The 12699-nt window shown below is 43.8% G+C and carries 10 protein-coding genes, 1 rRNA gene and 2 pseudogenes; 6 read left to right on the top strand and 7 right to left on the bottom strand.

Annotation, left to right across the window (positions count from 1 at the left end; translation table 11 throughout):
* Positions 1-3 precede the first annotated feature (3 nt).
* The 5 genes and pseudogenes from rrf to FTU19_RS16410 all read left to right on the top strand — a co-directional run bounded on the left by rrf (position 4) and on the right by FTU19_RS16410 (position 4162).
* Positions 4-118, top strand: a 5S ribosomal RNA gene (gene rrf / locus FTU19_RS04595).
* Between the two features lie 185 nt (positions 119-303).
* Entirely contained in the window at positions 304-1494 is a 1191-nt protein-coding gene (locus FTU19_RS04590) for a hypothetical protein (RefSeq protein WP_180130218.1), read from the top strand.
* Between the two features lie 139 nt (positions 1495-1633).
* A pseudogene (locus FTU19_RS04585) lies at positions 1634-2089 on the top strand (GGDEF domain-containing protein); the annotation flags it as partial.
* Positions 2090-2232: 143 nt separating this feature from the next.
* On the top strand, positions 2233-3390 hold the full coding sequence (locus FTU19_RS04580) for a PQQ-dependent sugar dehydrogenase (RefSeq protein WP_180130216.1): 1158 nt from the start codon (positions 2233-2235) through the stop codon (positions 3388-3390).
* A 376-nt stretch (positions 3391-3766) separates the two neighbouring features.
* Positions 3767-4162 (top strand): annotated as a pseudogene (locus FTU19_RS16410) (tautomerase family protein).
* A 253-nt stretch (positions 4163-4415) separates the two neighbouring features.
* Here FTU19_RS16410 and FTU19_RS04570 read toward each other — a convergent pair.
* The 5 genes from FTU19_RS04570 to ribF all read right to left on the bottom strand — a co-directional run bounded on the left by FTU19_RS04570 (position 4416) and on the right by ribF (position 10011).
* A complete protein-coding gene (locus FTU19_RS04570) occupies positions 4416-4958 on the bottom strand; it encodes an NADPH-dependent FMN reductase (protein WP_180130215.1) in 543 nt (180 codons plus the stop codon).
* Between the two features lie 133 nt (positions 4959-5091).
* The gene (locus FTU19_RS04565) at positions 5092-5574 is read right to left on the bottom strand and encodes a peptidylprolyl isomerase (RefSeq protein ID WP_125278879.1); all 483 of its coding nucleotides are present in this window, start codon (positions 5572-5574) and stop codon (positions 5092-5094) included.
* The gene (lspA, locus tag FTU19_RS04560) at positions 5567-6106 is read right to left on the bottom strand and encodes a signal peptidase II (protein ID WP_004781354.1); all 540 of its coding nucleotides are present in this window, start codon (positions 6104-6106) and stop codon (positions 5567-5569) included. The genes FTU19_RS04565 and lspA overlap by 8 nt, the downstream gene beginning before the upstream one ends.
* A complete protein-coding gene (gene ileS, locus FTU19_RS04555; protein WP_180025302.1) occupies positions 6099-8945 on the bottom strand; it encodes an isoleucine--tRNA ligase in 2847 nt (948 codons plus the stop codon). The genes lspA and ileS overlap by 8 nt, the downstream gene beginning before the upstream one ends.
* Positions 8946-9009: 64 nt before the next feature.
* Positions 9010-10011 carry a bifunctional riboflavin kinase/FAD synthetase gene (gene ribF / locus FTU19_RS04550; RefSeq protein ID WP_180052496.1) on the bottom strand — a complete coding sequence of 334 codons (1002 nt, stop codon included), beginning with the start codon at positions 10009-10011 and terminating at the stop codon, positions 9010-9012.
* 255 nt (positions 10012-10266) lie between these two features.
* Here ribF and FTU19_RS04545 point away from each other — a divergent pair, with 255 nt between their 5' ends.
* On the top strand, positions 10267-10830 hold the full coding sequence (locus tag FTU19_RS04545; RefSeq protein WP_180002554.1) for a 5'-nucleosidase: 564 nt from the start codon (positions 10267-10269) through the stop codon (positions 10828-10830).
* Positions 10831-10902: 72 nt separating this feature from the next.
* Here FTU19_RS04545 and FTU19_RS04540 read toward each other — a convergent pair whose 3' ends face one another.
* Both FTU19_RS04540 and FTU19_RS04535 read right to left on the bottom strand, forming a co-directional pair.
* The gene (locus tag FTU19_RS04540) at positions 10903-11526 is read right to left on the bottom strand and encodes a TetR/AcrR family transcriptional regulator (RefSeq protein ID WP_005232857.1); all 624 of its coding nucleotides are present in this window, start codon (positions 11524-11526) and stop codon (positions 10903-10905) included.
* Between the two features lie 348 nt (positions 11527-11874).
* Positions 11875-12681 (bottom strand): ABC transporter ATP-binding protein, encoded by an 807-nt coding sequence (locus tag FTU19_RS04535; protein ID WP_180011124.1) that lies wholly within the window; start codon positions 12679-12681, stop codon positions 11875-11877.
* Positions 12682-12699: the final 18 nt, after the last annotated feature.

Below are 12699 nucleotides of genomic sequence, written 5' to 3'. Positions count from 1 at the left end.
TGTGCTGGCGACCATAGCAAGAGTGAACCACCTGATCCCTTCCCGAACTCAGAAGTGAAACCTCTTAGCGCTGATGGTAGTGTGGGGTCTCCCATGTGAGAGTAAGTCATCGCCAGCTCATTATTCCAAAAGCCCTCTGCTCACGCAGGGGGCTTTTTTTATATTTATATAATCACTTTTCTCTCTTTAACGACTAATTTTTTACAGCTGTATAATCTCTGATCAGCTGTAAAATGTTATACTACTCGTGTAAATATTTTTTATTCTCTGAGTCATATGCAGCAGATTCTCATAAACACATTTGTGTTGATATGGCTCAGTTTGATTTCTCCACAGCTATACGCTGTAACAGAATTAAATTTTGATCATCATCAGTATGTCAAACTCGATGGAGAATGGGATTTCTACCCCAATCAGCTGATTGATCCCACTTCTGAGCAGCGACCATCCTCATTAAATTCCTTTAGTCAGACTCTGGCTGTTGAAAAAGTTCATTTACCTAATTCTTTCCTGACCTTAACAGGTCATAAAGACTATATTGGAACTTTTCAAAAAACCTTCAAGCTGCCTAAATCAGCCATTAATCATGCGGTTTATGTTTACATACCATACCAGTATGGGGCTTATCGCCTGTATGTTGATGATCATCTCCTGATAGAAGTAGGGCAGGTAGGCATACATGGTCAGCATCAGACCATGATGGCGCCAAAGTTGGCTTCTTTCTTTCCCTCACAGCGGGAAGTGACGATTACCATTCAGGCTTCAAGTTATCACCATATCCGTGGCGGGCTGGAAAACAGCATGTTTATTGGCTTTAACCAGCCTATTCTGGATAAGTTTTATGATCAGGTAATTCCTTTAAGTGTGATCAGTGGCGTTCTGCTGATGATTGGCTGCTTTATGGTGTTCTTTGCAGTATTTCGCAGCCTTAAAACGCAAGCAGGTAATTTGCTGCTGTTTCTAGGGTTATTTATTCTGTGCTTGAGCCTACGTAGCTTCTTTGCAGTCCCATTCATTTATACTTTATTCACGAATATTTCCTGGGTATGGGGCACACGATTTGAGTATTTACTGACTGAATTGGCGACTCTGTTCTTCTTGATTTATATCTATTTATTGCCGTATCGACTGTTAAATCCTTATTTATTAAAAATCACAGCTTTGTTAATTAGTATCAATGTGGCTGTGACCCTGTTTACGCTGCCTTATATCTTCCAGAGCTTCTTTTTCCAAAGCTTTAGTATTGCAGTACTGGTTTTTATTAATCTGCTTTATGGCGCTTACCGCATGCACAAATCGCATGTGCGTTATTCCAAGATCAATTCTATTGCGGTAGTGCTGGTCTGCCTGACCTTCCTGCATGACTATTTACTTGCGCTTAAGGTAATTGATTCAGTTGAAATTGCATTTTATACCTCCTGTGCCTATTTTATTTTAATTACCTTTCAGCTCAGCCGTGATTATGCGGTGCAAAGTATTATACCGAGTTGTTAAACAAGCAGCTTTTGCGCCTGAATAAAGAACTTGATCAGAAGGTTCAGGACCGTACACGTGATATTACTCTGCTTAATGAGAAACTCGCGCAGCAGGTGAGGCTGGATTCGCTGACAGGTGCCTATATCGCTTTGCCTTAAATGAACAGCTTCAGCAGCAATATGAGCATGCGATCGTAAACCAATCTTCGCTGGCTGTTTATATGATCGATGTGGATTATTTTAAAAACTATAATGACTATTATGGCCATCTCAAAGGTGACTATATTTTAAAAACACTGGTTCAAACCATTCAGCAAATATTGCCTGAAAATGGCTTTCTGGCACGTTATGGGGGTGAGGAATTTGCGGTTTTACTGGCAGATATTTCCTCGCAGGAAGCCGAAGCTTTTGCCGAGCAACTTTGTGAGGTCATTCGTCAGCTCAATTTGGAACATGCCAATCGTGGGGATGACAAGACCTGGATCAGTATCAGTGTTGGGGCAGCGATTATGGACGCTGAGCATATCTATAAAAATGTTGACCGTTTACTGAAAACAGCAGATCAGCGGTTGTATCAGGCGAAAATTCTTCGTGATTCAGCCTATATTAAATAATAAAAAATCTAATCAATACATCAGCTATCTTATTGAGATTATGTTATATCCGCTTACGATTCCTTTACTTTTTTATTATTTTAGCCGCTGTCTGGAATGCTAAATTGGTACTTATCTGAATGAAATTAGCATGAAAAATAACAATGAAACAGACTCAATTAGCAGCAATTTTATTATTAGGCTTGGGTTCCTATAGCCTGACCGCCTGTGCCCAAGATAAGACTTCAGCATCCCCAGCTGGACAATCCGCTGCCAAAACCACACAGCAAGCCTATAAAGTTGAAGAATTTACGCAGTTGAATGAGCCATGGGCACTGACTGAGCTGCCAGATCAGCGTTTACTGATTACCGAAAGATCTGGAAAGTTAAAATTATTTAATCCAGCCAATCGCAGTACTCAAACTGTTCAGGGTATTCCTCAAGTGGCCTATGGCGGACAAGGTGGCTTAGGCGATGTCGTACTCCATCCTGACTTTGCCAAGAATCAGTGGGTATATCTCAGTTATGCCGAACAGGGGCAGGGTGGCTATGGTGCAGTCGTGGTTCGTGGCAAGTTAGATCTCACCAAGAGCACGCCACAGCTCACTCAGATCAAAAAAATCTGGACTCAGGTACCGAAATTTTCTTCCGGTCAGGGGCATTATGGGCACCGGATTATCTTTGGCTCAGATAACAAACTCTGGATCAGTTCGGGTGAACGTCAGCAATTTAATCCAGCTCAAGATATGAAATCCAATGCCGGCAAGATTATTCGTCTGAATGATGATGGTTCAATTCCTTCCGATAATCCATTTATGAATCAGGGTGAAATTGCCAAGCAGGTCTGGAGTCTGGGACACCGTAATCCTCTCGGTCTGGCATTTGATCCACAAGGGCAGCTTTGGGTGATTGAAATGGGGCCTAAAGGTGGTGATGAGCTGAATAAAGTGATGAAGGGCAAAAATTATGGCTATCCGATTGTCTCCAATGGGGAGCATTATGATGGCAAGCCGATTCCAAATCACAGTACCCGACCAGAGTTCGAAGCACCGGCATTAGATTGGACTCCCGTAATCTCTCCTTCAGACTTGCTGTTCTATACTGGCAATAGCTTTCCTCAATGGAAAAATAAAGCCATTGCTACAGGTCTGTCTTCTCAGGCAATGATTGTAATCGATACCACTCAAAATCCTGCGAAAGAAATACAGCGACTGGATATGAAAGAGCGGATTCGTGGTGCGATCCAGGCCAAAGATGGCTCATTCTGGGTGATTGAAGATGGTCCAAAAGCCAAGTTGCTTAAGATGGCCGCAGCTGAGTAAAAAGCTAAATAGTTAATAACAGAATGAAAGAAAAAGGCCCCAACTCCTGTGAGGGCCTTTTCAAATTTAGCTCAGATACCTTTCCTCCGGTATCGATCAGCATCCTGCCGATGTTTTATTCTTGTTTTTGCAAGGCTTCCTGTCTTGGTATGCACTCAATATAGCCTGAGTCAGAAAGACCGAGTAGAGGCATTGACCGCATCTGCTGTAGGCCAGAGGCGACAAGCTCACTTGAAAATATTTGTCCGATCAAATCCCAAGTTATCAGGACAATTTTACGATATGGTAGAGATAGAAGACCTTATTAAAGCTCATCTCTCTATTCAATAAAAAAATATTTAAAAAAATTCCATAACATAATAGAAAGGAGAAGCACATGCCTACCGTTCAAATTGAAGTCCGGCAGCAATATTCCCAGGCTGATGAAGAGCAGTTACTCGACAGCGTATTTCACTGTGTGAAAAATGCCTTTCAACTGCCTGACTACGACCGTAATATCCGGCTGGTGGTACATGAAGCTCATCGTTTTCAATATATGGTTCATCTGGCCCAGCCTGAATATTTTACCTAGATCAGTATTGACTGCTTCGCTGGCCGAAGTCTGGAGACCAAGCGCAAACTGTATCAACAGAGTGTAGAAAGCTTGGGAAAACTGGGCATTCCGTCTGACCATATCCTGATTCATCTGCAGGAAAGTCCATTGGAAAATTGGGGAATCCGCGGCGGACAAGCAGCCTGTGATGTCAATTTAGGCTTTAATGTAGAGATCTGACCTTTTTAGAAAAATACCAGATTTTAAATACAAAAAGCCCCAACATCCTGTTGAGGCTTTTCTGGATTTGCTTTTCAGATCTGACTCCTGTCTGACCTGTCAACGTCCTGTTACTCTGCGCTTTTTATTGTTGTTGTATCGCTTTGCAGACTTCCTGTCTGTCTATGAATCAAACTATAGCCTTGAACTGAAAGTGAGAATAGCCGACAAATTCTGCGCTGCCTGTAGGCTAAAGCGCACATCGCTGTCGTCCTCAGGCACTGACATATTGGATCAGTTTATCCACAACATCTCTGAGCGTTTTATTGTCGAATTCATTCCCTTCAAAGCTGTAATCTTTATTACGGCTAAAAATGTCCCGAAGCTCCACAATCGCATTAGTATCCACCATACCGAGCTGAGTGCCGACCTGACGGATCTGGTCAATGGAACGTGAGCCGTTGGTGACGCCATAACCGATATAAGCTGCCGGTTTGCCTTGCCATTCCTTGGCCAGATAATCCAGCGCATTCTTTAATGCTGGGCTATAGCCATGGTTATATTCAGGGCTGATAAAAATAAATGCATCCGCAAGAGTAATAAAGTCGGCCCATTCCTGCTGTTTCGGCTGATCATAAATACCAGTCAATGGGGGATGAGAACCAGCAAAAAGCGGAAGATCCCATTCTTTTAAGTCGACAAGTTCAGTTTCAAGCGTGCTAAAACCATATTTTTTAATTTCCTGTAGTACCCAATGTGCGACCTTAATTGCTGTACGTCCTTCACGCACACTGCCAACCACAATATAAATTTTCATATCTTTCCCTTTCTTATCGTATTCTCATCAAATTAAATTAATCAGATTTATTAATAGAGACTAGAGAGGATTTGTATCCAGAAACTAAAAAAGCTCCCGAAGGAGCTCTTTTAAATCATGTGATTAGCTGATATTACATCAGCTTCACGCCTTGCTGGCCAGCCGGAGTGACTTTGAAGATTTCGACTTCAAAGGTGATATTTTTACCTGCAAGCGGATGATTAAAGTCCACTTCGGTAATATCATCATTTACGGATCTTACTACGCCATACAAAGTCGATTTGGCCTTGTCTTCAAACTCGATCATGTGACCTTCGATCGGACGTTCGCCAAATTTCACCGTATCAAATTTTTGAACATTTTCAGGATTCCACGGACCAAAAGCTTCTTCGGGTGGAAGGCTGACAGTACGACGGTCACCAGCACGCAAGCCCATCAAGGCTTTTTCAAAGCCTGGTAATAGGTTGCCATCACCAATGGTCAGGCTTACCGGTTCTTCACGGCTACGGGTATTGTCAATTTCTACGCCACTTTCGATCGCGACAGAAAAATGAAGCTCGACTTTAGAGCCGTCTTCAACACGAGTTTCCTCGTTAGGATTAATAAAATCAGTCATGTTGCGCCTGTGCACGTTGAATTCGGTGTTTTTCCAGGAAAAACGTATCAATCAGCAGCAGAATCGTACCTAAAGTAATGGCACTATCCGCAATATTAAAAGCAGGGAAGTGGCTGTTCTGATAATAGACATGAATAAAGTCAACCACATAACCTAAAGAAATGCGATCAATCAGGTTACCAATAGCACCACCCAGAATCAGGGCAACCGCTAATGGTAATACTTTCATGCTCTTTGGCATACGCATCAGCCAGAACACGAAAACCACAGACACTAAGCCTGCAAGAGAGGTAAAGAAATAACGTTGCCAGCCACCGGCATCGGACAAGAAACTAAAGGCAGCGCCATAGTTATGTAACAGTGTCCAATTTAAAAAGGGCAGGACGGGCACCGGATCTGCATATTCCAGATGTGTTACCGCAATCCATTTGGTCCATTGATCTAAAATGATCGCCAGAATAGCCAGTCCAATCCACCACAAATTGTGAGGATAGAACTGGAACAGACCCTTTTTCTGCTGTGGGTTAGGCATATTTTCTCTCTTCACCTTGGCCGCTCGGGAGGTTAATGATACAACGACCGCATAGTCCTGGATGTGAGGCATGTGTATTCACATCAGGAAGTACATGCCAGCAGCGTACACATTTCTCGCCATCTGCCGCAGATACTTTCACGCGTAGACCTTCAAGTTCAGCGTCATTGCCTTGAGCAGCATCAAACGGATTCACGATCACCTGAGAAGTGATCAGAACGAAACGCAGCTCATCACCCAGACGGTCTAGAACAGCTTTCAGTTCATCATTGGCCCACAGCTCAACTTTGGCAGACAGGTTTGAACCCACCAGTTTCTCGTTACGCGCATTTTCAATGTGCTTGTTCACCGCAGATTTCACTGTAATCAGGGTTTGCCAGTCTGCTTCAGACAACAGGTTTGCCTGTGCTGAAACTGGAATATCGTACCATTCAGCAGTGAACACATATTTCTCGCTTTGACCTGGAATTAGTGGCCATGCTTCTTGAGCGGTGAAGCTCAGGATTGGTGCCATCCAGCGAACAAAGGCTTGTACCAGATGATACAGCGCAGTTTGCGCAGAATGACGTGCCTGTGAATCTGCTTTAGTGGTGTACTGACGGTCTTTGATGATGTCTAAGTAGAAACCACCGAGGTCGTTAATACAGAAATTGGTCAAGGCATTGGTCACGATATGGAAGTTCATATCTTCATATGCTTTCTTGATGGTTTCCTGTACATCATTGGCGCGTTGCAGGATGTATTGATCCAGTGCAATCAGTTGATCTACAGGTAGTGCATCAGTTTCCGGATTGAAGCCATTCAAATTCGCCAGCAAGAAACGCAGGGTATTACGGATACGACGGTAACCATCTGATGCACGGTTAAAAATTTCTTTACCTGCGGTCATTTCATAACGGTAATCTGCTGAAGCGATCCAGAAACGCAGGCCGTCTGCACCCATGTTCTTGATAATGTCTTGCGGAGTAATAATATTACCCAGCGATTTCGACATCTTGCGACCTTTCTCATCAACCACGAAACCGTGAGTCAGCAGACCTTTATATGGCGCACGTTGATTGATTGCCATAGAGGTCAATAATGAAGACTGGAACCAGCCACGGTGTTGGTCAGAGCCTTCAAGATACAGATCAGCCGGATCGGTCAATTCTTCACGGTCACGCAGCACTGCATAGTGGGTTGTACCAGAGTCAAACCATACGTCTAAGGTATCGCGAACCGCGTTGTACTGCTCAGCATCATCACCAATGAAGTCTTTCGCTTCACGGTTATACCAGGCATCAATACCTTCCTGTTCGATCAGTTTAGCCACTTCTTCGATCAGTTCAGGTGTACGAGGATGCAGTTCATTGGTGTCTTTATGCACGAAGAATGGGATTGGCACACCCCAGGTACGTTGACGTGAGATACACCAGTCCGGACGGCCTTCGATCATTGCCTGGATACGGTTTTTACCCCAATCCGGAACGAAGCTGATGTCATTTTCAATGGCATTCAATGCGCCCTGACGCAGACCTTTTTCATCCATGCTGATGAACCATTGTGGGGTCGCACGGAAGATAATCGGAGTTTTATGACGCCAGCAGTGCGGGTAGCTATGCTTGATAGGCTTATGTGCCCATAGCTTGTTAGCTTCGCCAAGCGCCGCAATAATTTGTGGATTGGCCTTGTAGATATGTTCGCCTGCAAATAGTGGTGAAGTCGGTAAATACACACCATTACCGCCCACTGGATTATCTACTTTCAGGTTATACAGCAGACCAACTTTATAATCGTCCACACCGTGGCCAGGTGCAGTATGTACAGCACCAGTACCGCTGGTTGCAATAACGTGTTCACCCAGAATCACTGGCACTTGACGCTCAGCGATTAAAGGATGTTGTAGTACCAGATTCTCAAGTTTCGCACCGGCAAAATCGGCAATCACTTCAACCGCGTTAAAGCCATAACGTTCAGTCGCAGATTCAACCAGATCTTTAGCCAGGATAAAGTTTTGCGCCGCTTTATCTTCACCACGTGCAACAACCAATTGGTATTCAATTTCAGCGTGCAGAGCAACCGCCTGATTCGCAGGCAGGGTCCAAGGCGTAGTCGTCCAGATCACGATATCGGTTGAGTCTTTAACTTCAACACCTAAACGTGCAGACAGATCCGCCAGATCCACCACGGTGAAACCCACGTCAATCGCGTCTGACTTTTTATCTTCATATTCAACTTCAGCTTCAGCCAGTGCTGAACCACAGTCCAGACACCAGTTCACCGGTTTAAGACCTGGCTGGATATGGCCATTTTTCGCGATTTCACCGAGTGAACGCACGATGTTGGCTTCCTGCTTGAAGTTCATGGTGAGGTAAGGATTGCTCCAGTCACCAAACACGCCCATACGGATGAAGTCTTTTTTCTGTAGCTCCACCTGACTCAATGCATATTCGCGGCAAGCTTTACGGAAAGTAGGCGCATCCACTTTAACGCCGACCTTACCGACTTTTTCTTCAACTTTCAGTTCAATTGGAAGACCGTGACAATCCCAGCCTGGCACATAAGGCGCATCAAAGCCGTCCATGATGCGGCTTTTAATGATGATGTCTTTAAGTACCTTGTTGACTGCATGACCTAAGTGAATCTGGCCATTGGCATATGGAGGGCCATCATGAAGCACGTATTTTTTCTTGCCAATTCGCGATGCACGAATCTGCTGATAAATGTCATCGGCATACCACTCTTCTAACCATTTCGCTTCACGTACTGCCAGATTTGCTTTCATTGCAAAGTCAGTACCTGGGAGGTTCAGCGTGGCTTTATAATCCACTGCATTTTCAGGAGTTTGCTTATCGCTCATGCAAGTTGTCTTCCAATTTAATCAGTCATTAGACTGACACGTTTTACAATAAAAATACGGGACATTAAAAGGGAAATGTGGGGTGTTTTCGACGAAACTCAAGCAGTTTCTCAACATCATCATCAATTCCGGCCTTTAACGCTTCAAGCGAAGGATAATCTTTTTCGCCATGCAGATAATTCAAGAAGGTTACCCGCATTAACAGGCCATACAGATTAGCAGAAACATCAGGAAAATGTACTTCTAATCGCCATTCCGGATGAGTCTGTTTGATCGCAGGGCGGGTACCTACATGACCGGCACCAAACAGGCTGCCCTGATCATAGCCGGCAATACCCGGCTGTTCAGGATTTTCTTGCTGAACCTTGGCGCTGAGTGATCCGGTTTCACAGACGACTTCAACCCCATAAATACCCTGCAGACAGGGTCTATGCCGGTTTAACCGGACATTAATGGTCGGGAAATCAATGGTACGGCCAATCTGGTCGCCGTATTGCACCCGGCCGGTAATACTATAAGGACGTCCCAGTAATTTGGCTGCCAGAGCCAGGTCACCCGCTTGCAGAGTCTGACGGATGCGGGTAGAACTGACCCGTTCACCATCCAAGGCAATGGTATGCAGGTTGGTAACCTTAAATCCGTAGTCTCGCAGGAATTCACTATTACCTTGACGGTTTTTACCAAAGTGAAAATCATCCCCCAAGACCAGATGTGCTGCATTCAGTTTATCTTTCAGAATGTCGGCAAAGGCTTCGGCATTCAGGCTTCGGAAATGATGATCAAACTTGGCGACCGCAATATAGTCCACACCCAGTTCGCTTAGATATTCTACCTTTTCACGCAAAGAAGAAATACGTGGCGGTGCTTCATAACCTTTAAAAAATTCAAGCGGTTGTGGCTCGAAGATCATCACAACAGTTTTTAGTTGTTCAGCTTCTGCAACAGCTTTTAACTGTTTGATCATGGCCTGATGACCCAGATGCACGCCGTCAAAATTACCAATCGTAACGGCGGTTTTTGGCAATTCAGAATGTGACGCTAAAGCATTGAGACGGAGCAGCTGCATAGGCGAAATCAGGGAATTGAAAAATAGGAAAGGCTATATATTGCCATAATCTCAACGATTCGTCTTGCTGTTGTGTTTTTATGCAAAAAAATTATTGAAAAATCACGAAACACATCAAGAAGAAAGTGTGCCATCCAAGAATCTTTTGCTGTTATTTAAGCATGAGATCTGCAAAACAGAAATCTAAAAACCCGCTTTTCATTGCCTGGATTTTGCTTTCTAATGTCACGGTTTTCTCAGTCCCGGGTAGTTTGCATGTCAGATTCAGCGCTCATCATGGCATTGGCCAGTGAATCCAAAGGTTTGTTCGAAGCAGAAGGTGTAGAAGTCTACTATAGTGGCATCGGCAAGGTGAATGCTGCTTTTAAGGCCTTTGAAGTAATTCAGAAAACTCGCTGTAAAACCCTGATTAATCTCGGCACCGCAGGCAGTTCCCATTTCAAGGCGCATGAACTGGTTGAAGTTAACCGTTTTGTACAACGTGATATGGATGTTTCACCCTTGGGGTTTGACGTCGGCATTACCCCGATGGATAATCATTTGCCGGGTGCAATTGATCTGGAACCGTTCTTTGCTCATTTACCGAAAGGGGTTTGTGGAACAGGGGACAGCTTTGAAATAGACTTACCAAAAGTGGCTTGTCAGCTGGTGGATATGGAAGGCTATGCGCTGGCCAAGGTATGCAGAAAATTGGATGTGCGCCTGATTTCAGTCAAATATATTACTGACGGTGCAGATGATAGCGCTCACTTGGACTGGGAAGAGAATCTGCTGCTGGGTGCGCAGAAATTATTGAATTTATATCGAACGTTAAAATAATAATAAAGGGTGAGAGAAGGGGTCGGCGACCATAAAATTTATGGTCGTATGCCAAATAATTTTTGCGTTGACCTATTTTTCTTGTGTACGCGGAAGTACGCCGTACAGCATCATATGTACAGTATGCTGGATAATCCGTTGTTGCATGCTGCGGTTACGTAAGGTCTTGCCTGTTACCATTTCCATCTGAGTCGCGAAATCTGCATAGTTCTGGGTTACCGCCCAGATATTCAGAATCAGCAGTTCAGGATCGATATCTTTAGAAATCTTGCCTTGTTCCTGCCAGTTTGAAATCACTTTGGCTTTACGCTTGACCAGTTTTTTCAATGGACCTTTTAAGATTTCTAAAATGTGCGGCGCACCCTGAATCACTTCCAGAGCGAACAGGCGTGAAGCTTTAGGCTGGGTACGCGATACTTCAATTTTTTGCATCAAATAATTGGTAATCGCTTCTTCAGGCTCAAGATCAGCTTCTAGCATTTGTAAAGGTGCCAGCCATTTTTGTAGAACGGTCGTTAAAACCTCTACATAGAGCGCCTCTTTATTTTCGTAATAATAGAAAATATTCGACTTATGCATTTCTGCAATTTGCGCGATCTCATCTAAACTCGCCCCATTAAAACCGTATAGGGAAAAAACATCGAGTGCAGCATTCAGCAGCTGGTTGCGTTTTTGAGTACTCTTTTTTTGTTCCATCAGCAAATATTAAAAACAATTAAAAAGGGAATTTTTAATTGTACGTCAAATCATCAGATTTGTGCATCAAGTCAGGTGCTAATTTTATGAATAATGATGATTTATTCTTTAGATTAAAGATATAATTAGTATCGGTTTAAGGCGCAGGAATTAAAAACCAAGCTTTTGAAAAGGTTGATGATTTTTTAAGTACTAATTATTACCTTGAAGCATCATAAAGTTAAAATAAAATTAATGAATGAAGTTGAAATTTTGCCAATTGCTGAATAAATAATCAGTGAGACAGATATTCTCTTGATTCGAAATAAGGAATCCAGAATAAACAGTTATTCCAGATTCCCTCACATTTTAGGTTGCCAGAACGGCATTCAGAACCTGCTGTTCAAGTTCGGCGAATTTCACATTCTTTTGTCGTGGACGTGGAAGATCAACTTTGAACTCTTTGGCAATATGGCCTTTATCCAACAGGATAATCCGGTCTGCCAGTTGTACGGCTTCACTCACGTCGTGGGTGACCAGAATCGCGGTAAAGCCCTGTTCAGTCCATAATTTTTCAATTAGGTTCTGCATATCCAGACGGGTCAGGGCATCCAGCGCACCAAGTGGTTCATCTAGCAATAAAATACGTGGCTTATGTGACAAGGCACGTGCCAGAGCTGTACGCTGACGCTGACCACCAGATAATTGTGAAGGCCAAAGCCCAGCTTTTTCTTTTAAGCCGACTTTCTCCAGCATTTGTGAAGCATTGCCATGCTGATCTTTTGGTAAGCCAAGTTGTACGTTCTGTTCGATGCTGCGCCATGGCAATAGACGCGGATCCTGGAACATCACGCGGATATCATCAGCGGTAATACCTTCACGAATATGACGCGCAGACTTGAATTTAATTTCACCGTAACTCTGTTTTTCAAGATCGGCAATCAGACGGAGCAGGGTACTTTTACCACAGCCACTACGTCCAACAATCGCCAGAAATTCACCCGGCTGAATATGCAGGTCCAGATCTTCCAGTACCTTCACCGAACCATAGAACTTGTGCAGCTGTTCAATAATGATTTCGGCACCCGCAACGGCATTGGGATTGATGTCGGTTGCAGCAGGCTCCTGCACTGCAGTCGGATCATTGGCAAGACGCCCTAAGCTGAGATCAGTCATCACATGCTCCTCAATATT

Source organism: Acinetobacter sp. YH12072, from assembly GCF_013419565.1.
Classification (GTDB): Bacteria; Pseudomonadota; Gammaproteobacteria; order Pseudomonadales; family Moraxellaceae; genus Acinetobacter.
Note: the sequence above shows the minus strand (reverse complement) of the source record. Positions and strands in the feature narration are given on the sequence as shown.